Annotated in this window: 12 protein-coding genes and 2 tRNA genes; 4 read left to right on the top strand and 10 right to left on the bottom strand. The window is 75.0% G+C overall.

The genetic code is table 11. The features are described from left to right. Positions 1-20 precede the first annotated feature (20 nt). The 10 genes from HNR61_RS35715 to wecB form a co-directional block, all read right to left on the bottom strand. Positions 21-1823 (bottom strand): AbeC-like domain-containing protein, encoded by a 1803-nt coding sequence (locus HNR61_RS35715; protein ID WP_182847559.1) that lies wholly within the window; start codon positions 1821-1823, stop codon positions 21-23. A 105-nt stretch (positions 1824-1928) separates the two neighbouring features. After that, a complete protein-coding gene (locus HNR61_RS35710) occupies positions 1929-4877 on the bottom strand; it encodes a helicase HerA-like domain-containing protein (RefSeq protein ID WP_281400659.1) in 2949 nt (982 codons plus the stop codon). A gap of 170 nt (positions 4878-5047) precedes the next feature. Then, entirely contained in the window at positions 5048-5644 is a 597-nt protein-coding gene (locus tag HNR61_RS35705; protein ID WP_182847558.1) for a class I SAM-dependent methyltransferase, read from the bottom strand. 66 nt (positions 5645-5710) lie between these two features. Next, a tRNA-Glu gene (locus tag HNR61_RS35700) sits at positions 5711-5783 on the bottom strand. 36 nt (positions 5784-5819) lie between these two features. Beyond that, a tRNA-Gln gene (locus tag HNR61_RS35695) sits at positions 5820-5891 on the bottom strand. Between the two features lie 125 nt (positions 5892-6016). After that, positions 6017-8026 (bottom strand): hypothetical protein, encoded by a 2010-nt coding sequence (locus HNR61_RS35690; RefSeq protein ID WP_182847696.1) that lies wholly within the window; start codon positions 8024-8026, stop codon positions 6017-6019. A 255-nt stretch (positions 8027-8281) separates the two neighbouring features. Continuing rightward, complete coding sequence (locus HNR61_RS47010) at positions 8282-9142, bottom strand: helix-turn-helix domain-containing protein (protein WP_220510202.1); 861 nt, start codon at positions 9140-9142, stop codon at positions 8282-8284. A 233-nt stretch (positions 9143-9375) separates the two neighbouring features. Continuing rightward, entirely contained in the window at positions 9376-11544 is a 2169-nt protein-coding gene (locus HNR61_RS35680; protein ID WP_182847557.1) for a glycosyltransferase, read from the bottom strand. 258 nt (positions 11545-11802) lie between these two features. Continuing rightward, a complete protein-coding gene (locus HNR61_RS35675; RefSeq protein ID WP_182847556.1) occupies positions 11803-12543 on the bottom strand; it encodes a hypothetical protein in 741 nt (246 codons plus the stop codon). After that, the gene (gene wecB, locus HNR61_RS35670; RefSeq protein WP_182847555.1) at positions 12536-13618 is read right to left on the bottom strand and encodes a non-hydrolyzing UDP-N-acetylglucosamine 2-epimerase; all 1083 of its coding nucleotides are present in this window, start codon (positions 13616-13618) and stop codon (positions 12536-12538) included. The genes HNR61_RS35675 and wecB overlap by 8 nt, the downstream gene beginning before the upstream one ends. 181 nt (positions 13619-13799) lie before the next feature. Between wecB and HNR61_RS35665 the strand changes: the two genes are divergently transcribed. The 4 genes from HNR61_RS35665 (at position 13800) to HNR61_RS35650 (ending at position 21156) form a co-directional block, all read left to right on the top strand. Continuing rightward, the gene (locus HNR61_RS35665) at positions 13800-15395 is read left to right on the top strand and encodes a glycosyltransferase family 4 protein (RefSeq protein ID WP_246444496.1); all 1596 of its coding nucleotides are present in this window, start codon (positions 13800-13802) and stop codon (positions 15393-15395) included. Positions 15396-15424: 29 nt separating this feature from the next. After that, positions 15425-16711, top strand: coding sequence for a nucleotide sugar dehydrogenase (locus HNR61_RS35660; RefSeq protein ID WP_182847554.1), 1287 nt, complete (start codon positions 15425-15427; stop codon positions 16709-16711). A 110-nt stretch (positions 16712-16821) separates the two neighbouring features. Beyond that, a complete protein-coding gene (locus tag HNR61_RS35655) occupies positions 16822-17967 on the top strand; it encodes a glycosyltransferase family 4 protein (protein ID WP_182847694.1) in 1146 nt (381 codons plus the stop codon). Positions 17968-18015: 48 nt separating this feature from the next. Next, entirely contained in the window at positions 18016-21156 is a 3141-nt protein-coding gene (locus HNR61_RS35650; protein WP_182847553.1) for a hypothetical protein, read from the top strand. Positions 21157-21176: the final 20 nt, after the last annotated feature.

Below are 21176 nucleotides of genomic sequence, written 5' to 3'. Positions count from 1 at the left end.
CCCTGTCCCGGCTCGCGCCGTCAGTCGTCTCCCTGCTTCTGCTGGACCTGGCCGCCGACGGCGACCTGGCCGGAGACGTCGCCGGTGATGGTGACGCTGTTGTTGGTGATCTGGGCGGCCTGGGCGCGGTAGGCGGACACGTCCACGCCGCACTCGCCCTCCAGGTAGTCCAGGACGGCGTCGTTGACGCGCTGCTGGACCAGCCGCGTGTACTTCACGACGTCGAGTTCCTGCATGTAGGTGCCGAAGCCGCGGGCCGCGCCCAGCTCGCGGACGCTGAGCCGCGCCCCGTAGTCGTGGATCACGCGGGTGATCGGCGGGCGGCCGTAACGGGCGGCCAGCGCCCCCGAGGCCATCTCCGCCAGGGTGCGGGCGGTGCGCGGGACGGCCAGCAGCGCGGTCGCGGCGGCGTCCCTCCAGCCGGCCAGCAGCGTGTGGCCGACCAGGTGGGCGGGCGTCCACGACGACGCCACGTCCACGACGCGGAACTCGTCCCGGACCGGCGGCAGCGGGACGGCCGCGAACTGCGCGTACAGCATCCGCCCCTCGATCGCCAGGTGCAGGAACGTGCTGACCGCGTAGTCCTGCTCCTCGGCGTCCAGGACCGGATCGCCCGCGCGGCCGACGACCTGCTGGGACTGCGCGCCGACGGTGATCCGCTGGTAGTACCGGGCACCGGCCTGCGGATGCCGCATGATCGCCTCGATGGCGGGCGGGGTCGCCACCGAGTAGGGCACGCCGCCGCCGCGCGGGTCGACCAGCGGGTGGCCTCCGTCGGGGGACGCCGGGGAGCGCCGGTGGTCGACCTCGCCGTGGCCGACGACATGGTCGGTGATCACCATGCTGACGACGCGTTCGTTGGGCGGGAGCCACTGGTCGCGGCGGGGTTCGGGCGCGCCGGGGCGGTGCGGCGGCCACTCGTCGCGCATGGCCTGCATCTCCTCGCGGACGCGCGCGTACATGGCGACCGGGTCGGGGCGCGCCCGCTCCTTGCGCAGGTCCGGGGAGCCCTTGCCGGAGGGCCGGTCCAGCTCCAGCACGATCGACCAGGCGACGGTGCGGCGGGCGTCGAAGCGGCCCGCGCCGAGGAACGGGTTCTCCCCGCCGTAGAGGGTGATGTTGCCGTTCTGGGCCGAGCCGATGCGGGCGAGGGCCTGCTCGGCGCGGTCGCCTCTGACGGCGGGGCCGGGGCCCATCGCGCCGGGGGCCAGCGCGCGCGACAGCGACCGCAGCACCAGCGCCCGGTGCCCGAGGACCACGACGGCGAGGGCGAGGAGCGTCACCGGCGTCAGCAGGCCGTTCTCGGCGCCGACGTCCTCGATCGGCACGCTGGGGGGAGAGGAGTCGTAGCCGGAACCGCCGTCGAGCCGCCCGCCGAACCACACCAGCCCGCCGTAGCCCGCCGCGAGCAGCAGGAGCGCGCCGAGCGCGTTGCGCCGCGCCCGCGCTCCCGCCCGCCCCAGCCACCGCGCCCCCGCGATGACGACCGCGACGCCGAACAGCGTCATGCCGACCCCGACGGTCTGCCGGGGCGCCGGCAGGTACGCCAGCGTCCACAGCACGATGAGCGTCATGTCGCGGGCCAGCCGCAGCCGCCGGGCGCGCAGCGCGTGCCGCAGCACCACCTCCAGGTCGAACCCGAACGACGGGACGACGGCGCGGTTCGGCTCGTACAGCAGCTCGGAGATGACGCGCCGTTCGAACCGGACCCGCAGGTACGCCCCCGCCGACAGGTAGCGCGTCGCGTGCTGGAGCGGGCGGTCGCCGGGGGCGCGCGGGGCGTGCCTGAAGTACGGTTCGCCGTGGTGGGGCCCTTCGGTCATCCGTGGCCTTCCCCTCACGAGGCGTCGGCGGCTCGGCTGGAAGAAAAGTAACGAGACAGGCGCGCCGCGTGGTAGGTCAGTGCCGGATCGTGACGCAACCGTCGCTCATTCCCTCGCGTCCAGGAACGGCGGTCCCGCCGACGGGTCCTCGAACGGCAGGATCAGGCGGTCGGGCCAGCTCAGCACCGGCTCCAGCCAGGACCCCGCGCGCATGGTCTCGGCGACGTCGGCGATCTGCTCGTGCTCGGCCAGGCCGATCGTGACGAGCGTGAGGTCGCGGTAGAAGCCCTCGTGGTCGTCGTCCCCGGCGAGCGCGGTGAGGGCGAGGGGGCGGTTGCGCTCCAGCTCCATCGACAGCGGGTGGCGGCGCAGCGCCCGCAACCGGTGCCCGACCTTCGGCTCGGGCGGCTGCTTGAGCCCGGCGAGCTGGTAGTCCAGCGGCGGGGCCGGGGCGTGCTTGTCGGGCAGGCCGCCGACGTAGGGGAACAGCCGGTCCAGCTCGTGCAGCCAGCGGATCTGCGGGATCACCCACTGGACGCCGGGCAGCGTTCCGGGGAGGGTCGCCGAGCCGCCGAGGAGCTGGTGGGCGACTCCCGCGACGGTGGCGGTCAGGTCGGCGGGCGGGTAGGCGGTGCGCAGCGCCTGGGAACGGCGCGACACCGCGCGTTCCAGCACGGTCGCCAGGGTGCACTCGCGGATGCGGGGCGCCAGGCGCGACCAGGCGCGGCCGAGGTCGGCGGGCACGACCGGCAGCGGCCGGTTGACGACGTGGGCGAGGACGAGGGTGTCGGCCCACAGCCGCAGCCACGCCCAGTCGGGATGGCCCGCGTGCAGGTCGGCCTCGCGCAGCTCCAGCAGCGTGCAGGCGCGCCCGGAGCGGCACTCGCAGCCGCACGCGGCCGACCGGCGCCCGTCCACCGGGGGCGGCGGGCCGGGCAGGACGGCCTCGCGGCCCTCGCCGAGGGGGATCCTCACGCGCAGCGGCCGGTCCATGCCGTCGGCGAACACCGCCGCGACGCCCGGCCGCAGCGACACCACCTCGCGGGACTGGTCCTCGTCCAGGTTCATCGCCGCGCCGACCTGGTGCCGGTCGTCGAACGCGGGCAGCCGGTGCACGACCTTCAGCGCGGTGTTCTTGATGACGTCGGGCACGAGCTTGGTGGGGATCTGCTCGGCGACGATGATGCCCTCGCCGTAGGCGCGGATCTCGGCGAGCATCCCCGCGAACAGCTCCACGGCGTGCGAGCTGGTGCGCTCGGGGCCCCGGTTGCGCAGCAGGCGGTGCGCCTCCTCGATGACGATCACGTGCCGCAGGCCGGGGGTGGTGACGCCGCCGCGCGACCGCATCCGCAGGTGCTCCACGATGCGGATGATCAGCGTGCCCATGAGGAACGCCTTGTCCTCGTCGTTGGCGACGTCCTCGATGGCCAGCACGATGTTGTCGCGGAGCATCCCGCCGATGTCGGCGGGGTGGCCGCCCTCGAAGAACCGGCCCGCCGAGCCGATCCGCAGCGACCGCAGCCGCACGTCCACGAAGCCCTGCACGTCGGCCATCAGCTCGCGGCCGTAGCCGACGTCGCGGATGACCTGGAGGGCGGCGTTCTGGAGCTGTTCGAGGGTGGGGACGGTCGGCTCGATGAGGGAGCCGGGGACGCCCGCGCCGGTGACGACGTCCCAGCCGTTGGCCTCGTAGACGCGCTGGAGGGCCTGCGCCATGATCTGCGGGAACGGCTCCTCGGCGTCGAACGCGGCCTGGAACAGCGCCCGCACCATGTCGATGTGCGCCTGGACGGGGTAGCCGGGCTCGGGGGCGAGCGGGTTCACCGACAGCGGCACCGAGGCGGGGTCGGACGGGTTGACGACGGTGACGGGGCCGCCGAGGTCCTGGATGCGCCCGGCCATCGCGGCGTACTCGGACTTGGCGGGCTCGATCGCCAGCCACGGGATGCCCGCGCGGGTGAGCTGCTCCAGCAGGTGCCGCACCGTCTGCGACTTGCCCGCGCCGGTCGCGCCGGTGACGAACACGTGCCGGTTGATCGTCGAGCGCGGCACGGTGAACCGGCCCACCTGCCGGTCCTGCCCGTCCAGGATCGCGCCCAGCTCGATGCGGGGGCCGTTGCCGACGTCCTCGGTCTCGGAGGTGACGTCGAAGTACCCGGCCTCCAGCACCCGCAGCCCCGGCACCTCCCGCCGGGGCAGCCCGGCCAGGGCCGCGAGCGCGCCCGCCGTCGCGACGAACGGGTAGCGCTGCTCGTTCTCCAGCGGCCGGAGCGTCGCGGGCGCGGGGTCGGGCCGCAGCACCTCGGCGAACGACCCGCTGCCGAACCCCGACCGCAGCCGGTAGGGGTGGTGGCCCAGCTCCATCGACCCGACCAGCACCGGCGCGATCTGGCCCAGCTCGGCCTGCGACGCCGCGCCCGCCAGCACCCGCACCCGCCACAGCCCGGCCTCCCGGAACGCGTCCAGCTCGGCCAGGCGCTGCTCGGCGCGTTCGACCGCCAGCCGCGACTGGCCGCGTTCGCCGCGCGAGGCCACCTGCATCTCCAGGTGCAGCTCGCGCATCTCCTGGTCGATCAGCCGCTCGTCGCAGGGGTCGGCGACCACGAACCAGCCGAACGGCTGCTCCATCAGCGTGACCAGCGTCGCCTCGAACAGGCTGCCCTCGCCGCCACCGCCCTGGCCGGGCGGCGCGAGACGGCCGGGGCAGCGCGTCCAGACCATGCGGTTGGCCTGCCGCAGCCAGCCGTCCCCGACCGGCACGCCGCGCGCGCCGCTGGGGAACAGCACGCCCCGCGCCTCCCCGTTCGCGCGGACGCCGACGGCCCCCGCGTTGGTGATCAGCTCCAGCGGCGCGCCGCCGCCGGGCGACAGCCACCCCACCACGAACGGCTGGCGGCGGCGCGCGGCCGACAGCGCGGCGGGCAGCACGCTGACGAAGTCCCACTCGGCGGACGCGGCGCGCTCGGGGGCGGGTATCGCCTGGATCCGGTACCAGGGACCGGGCAGGGCCGCCGGGTCGGGGGACGGCGGACCGTGCTGCATACCGGGGGGCATCACCCCAGCATCTTGACCCGCTCATGGCCCCGTCCGCCACCGGCCCGCCGCCCCTCCGCACAGGACCGTCGCCACCCCACCCCACCCCCCACCGGAACGCCCGCCCCACCCACCCTCCCTAGCCGAGACCACCGCCGAACCACGGGAATCTCGGTGGAGGTCTTCGGGGATCAGGGACGGACGGTCGTGGTCACGATCGTGGGGCGGGTGCCGGTGTCGACGAGGGTCGCGGTCGCGTCGGTGAAGCCCGCGGCGTGGGCCAGGGTCACCGCGTCGGCCGGTGTGCGCGGGAGGGGGAGGTCCTCGGCCACCAGGGCGGCGAACGTTCCGGACGGGCGGAAGTGGGCCGCCGGGGGCAGGGTGAAGCCGACCCGGCCGCCGGGGCGCAGCGCCCTTCGCCAGTCCGCCAGCGCCGCCGCGCCCAGGAAGTGCAGGGACGAGGCGCACAGGATCGCGTCCAGGGACGCGTCGGGGACGGGCAGCGGCACCGCGTCGCCCACCCGCCAGTCGACGGGCAGGCCGGCGCCGCGTTCCCGGCCGCGCGCGACCATCGCCGGTGACAGGTCGACCGCCAGGACCGGGGCGGCCGTGGCCGGGCGGGTGCGGGCGAGGACCAGGGCCACCGCGCCCGTCCCGCAGGCCACGTCGGCGACCAGGGCGTCCGGGGCGGGCCGCACGGCCTCGGTCAGGGCGCGCGCCACCGCGTCGTGGTGAACGTCGTCATAGTCGTCGGCCAACGCGTCGAACGCCGCCGCCATCGGGTCCATGCGCACACCTTGGGAACGGTACGGAAAAGGCCCCGACCGGATGGTCGGAGCCTTTTTGCCGATATGTACCCCCGAGCGGATTCGAACCGCCGTTACCGCCTTGAGAGGGCGGCGTCCTAGGCCACTAGACGACGGGGGCCCGTCGCGTTCCCCCGCCGGAAGGCGGGCGAACCTGCTGGGGTACCAGGACTCGAACCTAAACTAACTGAACCAGAATCAGTCGTGCTGCCGATTACACCATACCCCAAAGCGCGATCTTCACTTCCGTTTCCCTTTTCGGGGGTCTGGGGGCGTTCCGCTCGCGCACGGAAGATGTTAGCGCAGGATCCGGGGCACGCCAAAACGCTTTCTATTCCCCAAGAAATCGGCCGTTCAGGGCCCGTCCGCCGCGTGCCGGCCCGGGGTCTTGCGGCGGGAACGCGGCAGCGCCCGGCGGGGGCGGGCCGCGTCGGTCAGGTCGTCCAGGAGGATGCCGTCGTTGGGGTCGTCCTCGTCGGCGGGCTCCTCCGGCTCGGCCGGGGGCTGCTCCCGCGTCTGCTCGTGCCGCAGGTACTCCTCGAACTCCATCGAGTGCGCGGTCGGGAGCGTGATGATGCCGGGGTTGGCGTCCACCAGCAGGATGCGGCGGCCCGTGCCGCCCGCGTGGGTGAAGACCATCGCGGTGGGCGGGAGCTCCTGGAGCTGGGGCGGCTCGACCAGCAGCTCGCGGACGCTCTGCCGGGTCGCCTCACCGGGCCGGATCGTGCGGCCCCAGGCGGTGGCCGAGCTGATGCCCTCCACCAGCGCCGTGTCGTCGGCGATCGGGGCCGGGAGCGGGCTCCACGCCGGGTCGGTCAGCACGTCGCCCCGGGCGCGGGCGTAGGCGACGGTGCTGGCGTAGGTCTCGCCCGCCACGTCGAACAGCGTCTCCCCGGCCGTGTCGGTGATCTCGGCGACCTGGAGGCGGTGGTCGGCGCCGATGTGCTCGGCGGCGATCCGGGCGTCCTCGGGGTTGCCCAGCCGCATGAACCCGACGGCCGCGTGGCCCCGGCGCCCCAGGCGCTCCCGCACGTGGGAGGGGATGGAACGGTACATCAGGACCAGGCCGGTCCCGGTCGCCTCGCAGGCGTCGACGAGCCGGTCCAGCACGTCGCCGCGCAGCTTCTCCGCCCCGCACAGGAACAGCGTGTGGTCCCAGCGCCCGCCCGGCGGCGACTCCCGGATGCGGTGGGTCAGCGCCGTGGTGACGTACGTGCCGAGCACCCGGTTGGTCAGCACCCCGGCCCGGCGGTCCATCGACACCACGTGCAGGCGGGACGGCGGCAGGTGCACCGGCTCGGTCCCGAGCTTCTCCAGCTTGCGGAGCTGGGCCTCCAGCGCCCACGCGTGGCGGACCACGATGCGGTCGGTGGCGTTGCGGCCGAACAGGGTCGCGACGCGCTCGAACTCCTCGTCGGTCAGCAGGCCGCGCCGCAGGTCCGCGCGCGGGTCACCGACCTGCGCCAGCACGCGCAACGCCGCGGTGATCCGCGGGATCGTCGCGTCCGCGCCGAGGACCTCGATGACGCGTTCCAGGATCGAGTTGTCGAACGACAGGTCGCGGGTGCTGGCCTGCTCCTCGCCCGCGCTGACCACCAGGGACAGCACGTCGGCCAGCGCCTCGGGGCCCAGCCCGCGGGTGACGTCCAGGCGGGGCAGGTCGGCGGGCAGCACCCAGACGAGGGGGTCGTCGTTGCGGCTGGCGGCCAGCCGGAGCAGGTCGTGCGCCACCGCGCCCTCGGACAGGTCGATGACCGTCACGCGGGCCCCGACCGCGAGCCGGGCCGCGCCCATGGTGGTGACGGCGGCCGACCAGCCGGCGAGGGTGCCGCCGACGACGTCCACGCGGTCCACGCCCGGCGGCACCGCGACCGGGTACCACTCACGCTGGCCCTCGTAGGCGCGGCGGCGCCGCTCCCAGTCGCGGCGGGCGCGCTCGTAGGCGCGCCCGGCCTCGGCGCGGGCCCGGTCGCGGGCGGCGCGCTCGCGGGCGGCGCGGTCGCGTTCGGCGGCCAGCCGGGCGCGGACGCCGCGTTCGTCGCGCCACTGCGCCGACCAGACGAGGCCCATGAGGACCGCGCAGGCCGCCAGGCCGACGACCGCGAACGACCCCGGCAGCACGCCCGCCGTCCAGCAGAGCGCGAACAGCCCCGCGCCCACGGCGATGCCCGCCAGGGCGATGCGCGTGGGGCGGCGGGCCATCTCCTCGCCCGGCCGCCGCGCCAGCGGCTCCGGCGGCGCCGCGGGGGAAGGCTCCGGCGGCGTGGGCGGTGGCCCGGGGTCCGGATGCATCTGTGCGTAGCGCCAGCCGACGTAGACGCGGTCGGGCTGGACGAACCGCGTCATCGCGGCCCCGCTCGCCATGTCCGTCACGTCGTGAGACCCCTGGAATCAACGGGATGATGATGAACGTCTGGGGGACGTGTCGCGTGGGTTTCCTCCACCCGACAGAGTAAAGAGGTTCGTCCCGCTACGTGTCACGTTCAACCGAACACCGGACCCGATGACCGACTTTGGGCTTCAATTCGGTCACTGGGTTCACCTGCGGCAAACAACGGACGTCCCGTCACACCGGATTGGCCGGATCCGGCCACGATCGTCCCGCGACGGGGCGGCGCGTCACCCGGAAGGCCGCCGAGTGCCGGACGAGGGCTGCCGCGAAGGGTCGGGAGGCTGCGGCGGGCCGTCGGTCCAGGTCTCGATCTCCTCGGGGCCGGGGGTGTAGATGGGCGGCTCGTAGGGTCCTTCCATCTCACGCACCTTCTCGGAGGAGCGGAGCCGGCGCTGCACGGGGGCGACGGTCCCCGGCGCGCGGGTCCTGGGCGAGGAGGTGGGGGCGGCTCGCGGCGAGGGCGTGGGAGCGGCCGTGGGGGTCGTCGTGGCGGCCGGAGGGGTCGAGGGGCCGGACGGGGGCGCCGGCGGGGCCGAGCCGAAGCCGGGATGCCAGACCAGGGTGATCACGATGGTCAGGGCGGCCGTGGACAGCACGGTGGGGATCACCAGCGCCAGCACGTGGGACAGGGATCCCGCCGGGCGCCGCCGGGGCGGGCGCGCCGGCGCCCGGTCACCGGCGGGCTGGGACGGGTCGTCACCGGGGGGCGCGTCCGCGGGCTCCGGGTCCCCGGGACCGCCGTCGGCGACGGTGGTGGCGGAGAGGGCGAGACCGGCGGCGGGAGTGACCGGGTCGGCGGGCGGGCCCGCGGCGGCGTCCGGTTGGCGGTGGGTGTGCGCGGCCAGCTCCCACAGCGCCATGAGCCGGGCCGGGTCGGCGCCGGCCAGCTCGCCCAGCGCGGCGACCACCTGCCGGGGCGGCAGGGCCTGGCCGTTGAGGTAGCGGCCCCAGGCCGACTTGCTGGCCGGGGTCCTGCGCGCCAGCGCGGCCAGGCTCAGCCCGGTGTCGTCCTTCAGCTCCCGGAGCCGCACCGTCAGCTGCCGGAGCGCGGGCTCCGCGGAAACGGGAAGAGCCTGCCAAGCGCCCACGCGGTCACTCCCCTTCAGCCTCGAACAGGCCGCCCCCTGGCCGGTCCCCACCGGCCGGTCAACCGGAACCTCGCGGTACGCCCCCGCGACCAAGCCCACACCCTAGCCAGGTTCCGCCCGCTTGATCACGTTCTGTCCAGCGTCGGCCATCGGGGGAACCACCGGCCTTGGATCGGTCCAAGGCCGGTGGCCGCCGGGGCGCGGCCACCGGCCGGCCGCTCGCGCCGCCGGCGTCAGCCGCGCACCAGGCGCGTCCAGGCGTCGGCGACCACGTCCAGGGCGTAGGTCTCGCGGAGCTGCCGCCTGGCCAGCTCGCGCTCCTCCCCCCAGCGGCCGGTCTTGACGGTCATCTCGACGGCGTCGGCCATCGCGGTCGGGTCCGGGTGGATCCAGCGGGCGTCGTAGATCGTTCCCACCCCGGGCCAGGGCAGCAGCAGCGGGATCGCGCCCGACGCCATGCCCTCGGCCGGGGCCAGGTGGAAACTCTCGTCGTCGCTGGTGGACAGCACCCAGCCCACGCGGCGCAGCCAGGACGCCACGTCGCGGCCGTAGGGGTCGAACACCACGCCGTCGCGCAGCGGGCCGGACGCCGCCAGCCGCGCGAACAGCTTCTCGTAGTGGGCGCGCTCCTCGGCGCGCTTCCAGATCCACCAGTACTCCCACGGCATCTTCGTCTTCACGAAGAGCGTGAAGCGGGGGTCGCGGCGGCGCAGCTCCTCGACCACGTCGAGCGCCAGGTCGAGGCGCTTGCGGGACGGGGCCGCGCCGATGAACCCCAGGTGGAAGCGGGCGTCGGGGAGCTTGGGCCGGTCGAGCTGGTCGACGTCCACCCAGTTGGGGATCACGGTGACCTTCTCGGCGGGCCAGCCGGTGTCGGCGCGGGTCAGCGACGCGTAGTGCGGGCTGACGCAGATCACCTGGTCGACCTTGTCGATGTCGAGCTTGCGCGGCCATCCGGAGGTCAGCTCGAACCGGTGCAGGCGGACGTAGAGCCGCTGGTCGGGACGCTTGTTCTCGGCGTACCAGAGGGCGTTGGGGCCGCACCACTCGCAGATCACGACGTCGGCCCAGGCGGCGAGGTTGCGGCTGCGGACCTCGTCGTGCTCGGCCAGGCCGCGCCACTTGTCGACGATGACCTCGACGTCGGGCAGCGCCTCCAGGTGCTCCAGCAGGCGGGTGAAGAACTTCAGGTCGTGGCCCGCGACCACGACGCGGGTCGGGCGGGCCGGGTCGCCGACCGGGGCCGGGAACACCTTGGCCAGCCGGTCGCGCAGCCGGTCCGCCGCCCGCGCGAGGGTGAAGCGCGCGGCGGCCTCGCGGCAGCGTTCGGCGGCCAGCGCGTAGGCGGAGGCGTCGCGGGCGACGCGCGCCAGCACGTCCACCACGTCGTTCTCGGTGCGCGCGAACAGCGGGTAGTCGGCGCCGAGGAGCGTCTCGTGCATCGGGTTGCGGTTCAGGACCACCGGCAGGCCGAGCGCGCCGAACTCCAGCACCTTCGTGGACAGCTCCAGGCTCGCGTCCATCTCGGGGCGCCGCCAGGACAGGCCCACGTGCGCGTCGGCGGCGATCGCCATCGCCTTCTCGCGCGGGTGGCCGCCGTGCCAGACCACGCCGGGGCCCGCCTCCAGGGCGCGGCGCATCCGGTCGGCGTAGCCCGGGTCGGACCGCTCGTCGTGGATCTTGTCGCCGACCATGTGCAGCTCGGCGTCCACGCCGCGCGAGGCGAGGCGGCCGGGCAGGCCGGTCATCTCGTAGGTGTTCCAGCGCAGCGCGAACTTGCCCGTGTAGACCAGCCTCAGCGGGCCGTTCGGGGCGGTGGCCGCGCGGCCCTCCAGCTCCGGCGGCAGCACGACCACCGGCGGGAACAGCACGCACTTGCCGCACGCGGCGGGCACGGCCTGCTCCAGGTGGCAGCGCAGCTCCTCGGTCTGGCACAGCAGGACGCGGGAGGCGCGGGCGATGCGGCCCAGCTCGCCGAGGACCGCGTTGTCCAGGCCGTCGAGCAGTTGCGGAACGTCGGTCAGGTAGCTCCACATCCGCCCCTGGAACGCCCCGTCCCCGGCCAGCGAGGCGGCGAGCGCGCGGCCCCGCACCACGACCAGGTCGTGCGGGCGCTCGGCGTCGATCGCGGCCAGCACGCGGTGGGCCTGCGCCACCGTCATGCCCGCCTCGCCCTCCACCAGGCCCTCGGCGTGGGGACGGCGGACGGTCACCCGGTCCAGCGCCAGCAGCGGGTCCACCAGGCGTCCGGTGCGGATGGGGGCCTTCAGCACGAGGGTCACCTCGCACCCGGCCTCGCGCAGCGCCCGCACCATCGACTGGGCCCAGATCGCCGAGCCGTCGATGAGGTTCAGGTCGACGTCCCCGTACACCAGGGCCCGACGAACGGTGGGGTGGGTCATGGCGCCTCCTGGTCTGGACTGAGGAGCGTCAAGATCGGGAGCTTGCGAGCGATCTTGTAAGCGACGAGGGAAGACCTGGAGTCCCAGCGCCAGGACCCGCCGCGCGGAGGCGCGGCAATGAGCAGGGTCATGGCGCCTCCTGGTCCGGACTGGGGAGCGTCCCGATCGGGAGCCTGCGAGCGATCTCGTAAGCGACGAGGGAAGACCCGGAGCCCAAGCGCCGGGAACCGCCGCGCGGAGGCGCGGCGACGGGCGCGGTCATCGGGCCTCCGATCGGATCAGGGTGTCGAGGGCGGGGGCCTCGCCGGGTTCGGCGTCGTGGACGGCGTCCCAGCCCAGCAGGGGCAGCGCGGGTGCGACCGGGGACGCGTCGGGGGCGTTGTTCCACAGCACGACCGGGCGGTTCAGCGGGCGGGCGGCCTCGCGGACGTCGCGCAGCGCGCGCTGCCGGTCCAGCATCGCGGGGTCGCCCAGGTAGGCCCAGGGGTGCCCGGCCACGCACGCGGCGGCCTCGAAGACCACCACGTCGGGGTCGCACTGGTCCACGACCACCCCGGCGTCGTAGGGGCGCAGCGGGACCACCTCGGCGTGGGCGGCCAGGGCCGCGCGGGTCCCGGCGGTGAACGCCCCGGCGATGACCGGCCGGTCGTGGCGGCGCAGTCCCGCGCCGAACAGCATCCGCTCGTCCTGCCCCACCTCGGTGCGCAGGCGCGGCCAGCCGGTGACGTCGGTGACGGACGGCGCGGCCGTGCGGCCGGCCGTGGACCGGCCCTTCGCCATCTTGTACAGGTCGCGGGGCAGCCCGATCAGGCCCTTGGCGGGCTTGCGGGCGGCGGCGGCCAGGCGGCGGCCGACGCGCAGCGCCGTGGACGCCTCCAGCGCGACCAGCCGCTCCTGGGTCTGGCGGAGCAGGCGGTCGCGGTCGCGCAGCTCGCGTTCGCGGCGGCGGAGCTGCTGCCGCAGCCGCTGGATCTCCTCCTGGCCCGTCGGATCACTCACCCAGGCTCCCGATGATCACGTCGGCGATGCGGGGTCCGGCCTTGCCGTCCCACAGCGGCGGGGTCTCGCGCGGCACCGGGTGCCGCTGCTCCAGCACCTTGCGCACGGCCGGAACGACCTCGTCCGGCGTGACCAGCCGGTTCGTGCCGTGCGTGAGGGTGATCGGCCGTTCGGTGTTGGGCCGCAGCGTCAGGCAGGGGACGCCGAGCATCGTCGTCTCCTCCTGCACGCCGCCCGAGTCGGTGACGGCGGCGACCGCGCCCCGCACCAACCCCACGAACTCCACGTATCCGAGGGGTTCGATGGCGTGCACGTTCGGGTGCCGGTCCAGCCCGGCGGCGGTGAGGGTGCCGCGGCTGCGCGGGTGGACGGGGATCACCACGTCCACCAGGTCGGCGATCTCGTGCAGGCGCGCGACCAGGCGGGCGGCGGTCCCGGGGTCGTCGACGTTGGCGGGCCGGTGCAGGGTCGCCGCGACGTACCGGGAGGGCAGGCCGTGGGCGGCCTGGACGGCCGCGGGATCGAAGCGGTCCAGGTTGGCCAGCAGCGTGTCGATCATCGGGTTGCCGACCAGGTGGACGCGGTCCACCGCGATCCCCTCGTTGGCCAGGTGCCCGACCGCCTCCGGGCTGGTCACCAGGCACAGGTCGGCGAGCTGGTCGGTGAGCCGCCGGTTGATCTCCTCCGGCATCGTCATGTCGAACGACCGCAGCCCCGCCTCCACGTGCGCGACCGGGACGCCGAGCTTGGCGGCGGCGAGCGCGGCGGCCAACGTGGAGTTGACATCTCCGTAAACAATCACGGACCGCGGGGAGGACGCCGTGAACTCCTCCTCCAGCGCCGCCAGCAGCGCGCCGGTCTGCCTGCCGTGGCTGCCGGACCCCACCCCGAGGTCCACGTCGGGCTCGGGAAGCCCCAGCTCACGGAAGAAGATGTCGGACATCCGCTCGTCGTAGTGCTGCCCGGTGTGGACCACCCGCTGGGCGACCCCGCGTTCGCCGAGGGCCGCGACGACGGGGGCCGCCTTGATGAAGTTGGGTCGGGCGCCGATCACGTGCAGGACGGGCGACGGCATCGAACCTCCGGAGGTTCTGGTTGACTTACGGCTCATGTCCTGGGTGAAGGCGATGCCGTGGGTGAAAGCGACAACGCTCGCCCCGCAGGTGGCCGTCCGGCATCTGCGAACCGAGCCCGGTCGCACCCCCCTGCTCGCGCTGCGGGTGCTTCCTGCGCCGGTTCGACGGATTACGCGCGGAATGCTACTGCGTGCTGGTCCCCTGCCGAGCGCCTACGGGCTGTGGGACCAGGGCCGACAGGACGAGGCGCTGGCGGTGGTGGAGGCCGCGGCGCGGCGCGCGGGGCCGCGCCGGCTGCGGCGGCTGGCCGGGTTCGCGGTCGCGGTGGAACGTCCCGACACCGCCGTGAGACTGCTGGCCGGGCTGCCCGACCGGGATCCCGCCAAGCCCTATCTGACGGGACTTCTGGCGTCCAAGGACGGGCGGCTGACCGAGGCGCTCGACACCGTCCGCCGGGGCCGGACGCGGTCGGCGGCGCGGCTGCGGCGGGACCTGTCGGGACGGGTGGAGGCGCTGACCTGGCGCCCGGCGACGAACGTCACGCCGCCCCGGCCCGTCACCCCGGAGCCGGGACGTGTTCTCCACATCGTCACCAACGCGTTGCCCGCCACCAACGCCGGGTACACCGTCCGCACCCACCGGATCGCGGCGACGCAGCGCGCGCTGGGGCTGGACCCGCACGTGGTGACGCGGCTCGGGCATCCGGTCGTGCAGGGCAGGCCCGACCCGCGGCCGGGGGCCGAGGTGGACGGCGTGCCCTACCACCGGCTGGTGCCCTGGCGGCTGCCGCCGCACTCGCGCGCCGCGCTGGAGGCGAACGTGGCGGCCGCGTCCCGGCTGGTCGAGCGCCTGCGCCCGGCCGTCCTGCACGCCGCCAGCAACCATGTGAACGCCCAGATCGCCCTGGCCCTGCGCGAGCGGCACGGCGTCCCCGTCGTCTACGAGATGCGCGGCTTCCTGGAGGAGTCGTGGCTGTCGCGCGACTCGCGGCGGTCCACCGACCGGGACTTCTACCGGTTCAGCCGGGACCTGGAGACGGCGTGCATGCGCGCGGCCGACCTGGTGGTGACGCTGGGCGAGGTGATGCGCGAGGAGATCGTCGCGCGCGGGGTGCCCGCCGGGAAGGTCGTGGTGATCCCCAACGGCGTGGACGAGGCGTTCCTGGAGCCGCTGCCCGACGCCGCGGGCCTGCGCGCCGAGCTGGGCATCGCGCCGGACGAGAAGGTGGCCGGGACGACCACCAGCTTCTTCTCCTACGAGGGGCTCGACACCCTGCTGGCGGCCGGGGCGGCCCTGCGTGACCAGGGTCACCCGGTCCGGCTGCTGCTGGTCGGCGACGGCCCCGAACGCGCCGCGCTCCAGGCCCGCGCCGCCGAGCTCGGCCTCACCGACGCGATCTTCACCGGCCGGGTGCCCGCCGACCAGGTGCGCCGCTACCACGCGGTGCTGGACGCGTTCGTGGTGCCGCGGCGGGACGAGCGGGTGTGCCGGATGGTCACCCCGCTCAAGCCGCTGGAGGCCATGGCGGGCGGCGTGCCGGTCATCGCGAGCGATCTTCCGGCGCTGCGCGAGATCATCACGCACGAGAAAACCGGATTGCTAACAGTTCCCCAAAATCCCGACCTGCTTGCCAAAGCTCTGCAAAACATCCTTTACAGTCCGTCTTCGCAACACATGCAACACGCGGCACGCGAGTGGGTCCGCAACGAACGCACCTGGCGCATCGGCATGGAACGTCTCCTGGACGCCTACCGGTCCCTGGGGGTCTCCTGCTGACCGGCCGCACGGGCTGAGGGGGAACGTCGGTGAGCGACGTCGAGCGGAACGGGACGACCGGGTTCGATCTCGTGGTGGTCGGTCTGGGGTACGTCGGTCTGCCCCTGGCCAGGGAGGCGGTCCGCGCGGGCCTGCGGGTGGCGGGGCTGGACCGCTCTCCGGAGGTGGTCGACACCCTGGCGGGCGGCGCCTCGCACGTGGACGACGTGTCCCCCGGGGACGTGGCGGCGATGCTGGCCGGGGGCTTCCACCCGACCGCCGACGAGACCGTGGTCGGGCGCGGCCGGGCCGTGGTGATCTGCGTGCCGACGCCGCTGTCCAGCGACCAGGGCCCCGACCTGACCGCCGTGGTCGGCGCGACCCGCGCGGTGGCCGCCCACCTGCGCCCCGGCATGCTCGTGGTGCTGGAGTCCACCACCTACCCCGGCACCACCGACGAGGTCGTCCGGCCGCTGCTGGAGGCCGGCGGCCTGACCGCCGGGACCGACTTCCACCTGGCGTTCTCCCCCGAGCGGATCGACCCGGGCAACCCGGTGTACGGCGTCGCCAACACCCCGAAGATCGTCGGCGGGCACACCCCGGCGTGCGCCGCCGCGGCCGCCGCCCTCTACGGCAAGTTCGTGGAGGAGGTGGTGCAGGCCAAGGGCACCCGCGAGGCCGAGATGGCCAAGCTGCTGGAGAACACCTACCGGCACGTCAACATCGCCCTGGTCAACGAGATGGCGGTCTTCTGCCACGAGCTGGGCATCGACCTGTGGGACGCCATCGACTGCGCCGCCACCAAACCCTTCGGCTTCCAGGCCTTCCGCCCCGGACCCGGCGTCGGCGGCCACTGCATCCCCATCGACCCCAACTACCTGTCCTACAAGGTCCGCTCCCTGGGCTACCCCTTCCGCTTCGTGGAACTGGCCCAGGAGATCAACGACCGCATGCCCCGCTACGTCGTCGAACGCGCCCAGCAACTCCTCAACCGCGAGGGCCGGGCGCTGCGCGGCTCGACGGTCCTGCTGCTCGGCGTCACCTACAAGCCCGACATCGCCGACCAGCGCGAGTCCCCCGCCACCCCGGTCGCGCGGCGGCTGCGGCAGCTGGGCGCGCAGGTGCTGTTCCACGACCCGTTCGTCGAGTCCTGGCAGGTGGACGACCTCGCGGTGCCGCGCGCCGAGGACCTGGGCGTGGCGCTGGCGGGCGCGGACCTGACGCTGCTGCTGCAGAACCACCGCGACTACGACGCCGCCGAGCTCGCCGGCCGCGCGCGCCTGCTGCTCGACACCCGCGGGGCCGTCCCGGCCGGCGACTCCGTCGAGGCCCTGTGAACGGGGAGTGCGGCGTTTCCCCATGACCCCCGTGACCGGTGAGAGGTAATCCTTGATCACTCTTCGGGCGTCCAACTGAACGACCCGACCCCCTGGAGGCGGTGAGCCCGATGCGCGTGTGCGTGTGCACGGTGGTCCACAACGCCGCCGACGCCCGGATCCTGCACCGGCAGATCCGCGCGCTGCTCGACGCCGGCCACGAGGTCACCTACATCGCGCCGTTCCGGCACTCCGGGACCGCGCCGTGGCCCGAGGTGACGGCGGTGGACGTGCCGCGCGCCGGCGGCCGCCGCCGGCTCCGCGCGTTCCTGGCCGCCCGCCGCGCGCTGGCCGGGCACGCCCCGCACGCCGACGTGCTGCTGCTGCACGACCCCGAGCTGCTGCTGACGCTGCCGTTCGTGCGGCGCCGCCCGCCGACGGTGTGGGACGTCCACGAGGACACCGCCGCCGCGCTGGTCGCCAAGACCTGGCTGCCCCGGCCGCTGCGGCGCGCGCCGTACCCGTTCGTGCGGTGGGCCGAGCGCATCGCCGAGCGGCGCCTGCACCTGCTGCTGGCCGAGGAGGGCTACCGGCCCCGGTTCCGCCGCGAGCACCCGGTCGTTCCCAACACCACGCGCGTTCCGCTGCACGCCCCGCCCCCGCCCGGCGCCGACCGCGTCGTCTACCTGGGGCACCTGACGCGGGCGCGCGGGGCGGCCGAGATGCTGGAGGTCGCGCGGCTGCTGCGCCCGCACGGCGTGCGCGTGGAGATGATCGGCGCGGCCGACCCGGACACCTCCGCGGCGCTGCGCGCGGCCGAGCGGGAGGGGCTGGTGCGCTGGCACGGCTACCGGCCCAACGACGCCGCGCTGCGGCTGGTCGAGGGCTCGCTGGCGGGGCTGTCGCTGCTGCGCGACGAGCCGAACTACCGCCACTCGGTCCCCACGAAGATCATCGAGTACATGGCGCACGGCGTGCCGGTGGTCTCCACGCCGCTGCCCGCCGCGGCCTCGATCCTGGACCGCGACGGCAGCGGGCTGCTGGTGCCGTTCGACGACCCGCGCGCCGCCGCCGCGGCCGTGCTGCGCCTGCGCGACGACCCCCGGCTGCGGCTCGCCCTCGCCGCCAACGGCCACCGCGCCGCCCGGATGCGCTACCACTGGCCCGACCAGGGCAAGCGTTTCGTCGCCCAACTGGAGGAGTGGGCCGCGGCGCGACGGTCGCGGACCCGCGCCTTCCGCGTGGCCGTCGATAACCCATGCGGGCGCACCCCATAAAGTGTTTGCGCTGATTTGACCCGCGACGCATTCCCTCCGGAGGGGACCGTGAGCACGCCAGAGGACGACGCGAACCGGCAGGCCGCCGACGAGGCCGCCCCGGGCTGGGGCGTGACGCCACCGCCCCCGCCCCCCTGGGCGGCCCCGGCCGCCGACCCCGGTCGGCCCGGCGAAGCCCCCGCCCCCACGCCTCCGCCGCCGCCCACCTGGGCGAGCGGCCCGGACGCCGGAGGGGACGACGCGGGGACCGAGACGGTGGACGACACCGCGGACGACGCGGACGACGCGGCGGGCAGCGTTCCCCCGCCTCCGCCCCCCACCTGGAACGAGACCCCCGCCGAGAACCCGGCCGAGGCCCCGGCGGACCAGGGCCAGACCCAGGTCGTGCCGACACGGAAGCCCACCCCGCCGCCCACCCCGCCGATGGACGCGACGATGGTCGACGGCCACCCGCCGGTGGACGCGACCATGGTGGACGGCCAGCCCCCGGTGGACGCGACCATGGTCGACGGGCAGCCGCCGGTGCAGAGCGCGCCCCAGCCGTTCAGCCCTCCCCCGCCCGTGCAGCAGCCGTGGGAGGTCAGCGCGCCCCCGCCCCCGCCTCCGGCCGACGGCGGCCACAAGCCGTTCAGCCCGCCACCCCCCGTACAGCAGCCGTGGGAGGTCGGCGCCCCCGCCGCCCCCCAGCCCGCCCCGAACGACGGCGGCCACCGACCCTTCAGCCCACCCCCACCGGTACAGCAGCCCTGGGAAGTGGCCCCCCACGCCGCGCAGCCCGCCCCCACCCCCGCCCCCGCCCCCGCCCTGCCCGGCCAGGAGCCGTGGCTGAACCCGAAGGCGAAGAAGGAGAAGAAGAGCAAGGCTCCGGGCGCGGGCGGCGGAGGCGGAAAGGCCCGGATGGCCCTGATCGGCGTCGGGGCGTTCGTCGCGCTCGGCGCGGTCGCCGGGGCCGCGGCGTTCTTCCTCACCGGCTCGGAGAAGCCCGAGGGCGGCGACACCCGGCAGGCCCGGATCGCCGACGACATGTTCGGGCTCGGCCCGCAGAGCCGGTTCGACACGATCGAGCAGGCGTTCAACGACGCGGCCGTCGCCGGGAAGACCGTCGTCGCCGCCGGCACCGAGTACGGCGGGCCGCGCAACCGCGCCCGGTTCCTGACCTCCGCCGACGGCGGGCGCACCTGGACCCTCGGCAGCGTGACCGCCGACGGCGGCCAGCCGTCCGGCAGCGCGCCCAAGCTGGTCACCGGCGCCGCGGGCGCCTGGCTGGCGCTCGGCGGTTCCCCCGAGCGCATGCTGACCTGGACCTCCAAGGACAGCAGGTCCTGGACCGAACACGCCGTCGCGCCGGGCGCGTTCGTCAAGGGCGACGTCGTCGAGCAGGCCGCGCGCACCGCCGACGGCTGGATCGCCGTCGGCCACACGCAGGCGGGCCGCCGGCCCGGCCCGGTCGTGTGGCGGTCGAACGACGGCGCGAACTGGGAACGGCTCGGAGACGGCAAGCTGAGCCTGCCGGTGCAGGACGGCAGGCCCGAGCAGGCGCTGCACGTGGTGTCCGGGAACGGCACCCTCGTCATGCAGGGCACCGTCGTCGTCACCAAGGAGAACAAGGGCAAGAAGAGCGACGTCACGGTGGACGGGTTCTGGCGGTCCACCGACGGCGGCCGCATCTGGGACCAGGTGACCGTGCCGCAGGCCGACGGGTCGGCCGGGCTGGCGCGCGGACTGGCGTTCGACGGGGGCCGTTTCCTCGTGTTGCGGCAGAACCCCAGGGGTGGCCACGGCGTGCTCGTCGCGTCGCAGGACGGCGGATCGTGGGCGAGGGCCGACCGGATCACCGCGCCGGGCAACGCCCGGTTCGACCGGTTCACCGGTGGTGAGCGGGGCGTGGCGGCACTGGCGACCGCGGGCGGCCGGATGCTGCTGTTCCAGAACGGCGGCGAGGGGTGGCGGCGCACCGACCTGGGCAAGACGGCCGGCCGGTTCGTCGCGGCCGTGACCCCGACCGGGACGGGCACGAGCCTGGTCGCCGGGGCGGTCAAGGGGCCCGACCGCAACTTCTACCTGGGGCTGTCCGACGGGAGCGGGCAGGTCCAGGAGATCGACCTCACCAAGGTCCCCGACGCGGTGAACCCGGACCGCACCGTGCGCGGGCTGGCCGCCGCCGACGGCGGCCGGGTCCTGGCGCTGGGCGGCACCTCCGGTGACGCCGCCGTCTGGTACTCCGCCGACGGGGCCACGTCGTGGCACCGGGCGGGCGGCAACGCGCTGGGCGGACCGGGCCGGCAACTGCTGCTCGACGCCGCCAACGCCCCCGCCGGTTGGCTGGCGGTCGGCGACGACGCCGGGCGCGCGCTGGTCGCCACCTCGCAGAACGGCGACAACTGGCAGCGGGTGACGGACCGGCTGTTCATCGCCAGCAAGGGCGTCGCGGTGCGGACCGCCGCCGTCACCGCGGGGAGGCGCGGCTACGTCGTCGTCGGCAGCGCCACCAAGAACGAGCAGCAGTCGGCGATCGTGTGGACCTCCCCGGACGGGAGAAGGTGGGCGAGGAGCGACACCGGCGACCTCAGGGGCGTGGGCGGCGCGTGGCGGTGGATGGCGGACGTGGCGTCCGGGCCGTCCGGGTACCTGGCCGTCGGCGCGATCGCCGACCCGGCCGGGGAACGCGGCAGGCAGTCCCGGCCCGCGGTCTGGGTGTCGGGCGACGGCGGGCGCTGGTCCGTGCAGAAGCTCCCCGTTCCGCAGGGCGCCACGCACGGCAACCTGGTCCGGGTGGCGGTGAGGGACTCGACGGCCGTGGCGCTGGGCGCGGCGTTCCGCGCGGACGGGAGCTCCATGGCGTTCGCCGTGCGTTCCACCGACGGCGGCCGCAGTTGGACGCCCGCCGAGCTTCCGGGGCAGGACCCCAAGGGGGAGGTGCACGGCCCGGCGCTGAACGTCGTCGCCACCGCCAAGGGGTTCGCGGCCGTCGGCACCTCCGGGAAGGCCGCCGACCACGACGTGCGGATGTGGTCGTCGGCGGACGGCTCCTCCTGGCAGGTGACCGAGCCGCAGGGCGCCGGGCTGTCGGGGTCCGGCGCGCAGCAGGTGCTCGGGCTCGTCGAGTCCGGCGGTACCGTCACCGGTACCGGGCTGACGACCAGCGCGGCCGGGGACAGCACCACCCTGTGGCGCTTCCCCGCCCCCTGACCGGACGCCTTCCCGTTCCC

The organism is Actinomadura kijaniata, assembly GCF_014138665.1.
GTDB lineage: Bacteria > Actinomycetota > Actinomycetes > Streptosporangiales > Streptosporangiaceae > Spirillospora > Spirillospora kijaniata.
The sequence above is the reverse complement of the archived record's forward strand: the minus strand, read 5'-3'. Positions and strand labels throughout refer to the sequence as shown.

Bases quoted from the DNA above. Each gene is read 5' to 3' on its own strand.
- HNR61_RS35715 (WP_182847559.1), bottom strand. From the start codon at position 1,823: ATGACCGAAGGGCCCCACCACGGCGAACCGTACTTCAGGCACGCCCCG.
- HNR61_RS35710 (WP_281400659.1), bottom strand. From the start codon at position 4,877: ATGCCCCCCGGTATGCAGCACGGTCCGCCGTCCCCCGACCCGGCGGCC.
- HNR61_RS35705 (WP_182847558.1), bottom strand. From the start codon at position 5,644: ATGGACCCGATGGCGGCGGCGTTCGACGCGTTGGCCGACGACTATGAC.
- HNR61_RS35690 (WP_182847696.1), bottom strand. From the start codon at position 8,026: ATGGCGAGCGGGGCCGCGATGACGCGGTTCGTCCAGCCCGACCGCGTC.
- HNR61_RS35680 (WP_182847557.1), bottom strand. From the start codon at position 11,544: ATGACCCACCCCACCGTTCGTCGGGCCCTGGTGTACGGGGACGTCGAC.
- wecB (WP_182847555.1), bottom strand. From the start codon at position 13,618: ATGCCGTCGCCCGTCCTGCACGTGATCGGCGCCCGACCCAACTTCATC.
- HNR61_RS35665 (WP_246444496.1), top strand. From the start codon at position 13,800: ATGCTACTGCGTGCTGGTCCCCTGCCGAGCGCCTACGGGCTGTGGGAC.
- HNR61_RS35655 (WP_182847694.1), top strand. From the start codon at position 16,822: ATGCGCGTGTGCGTGTGCACGGTGGTCCACAACGCCGCCGACGCCCGG.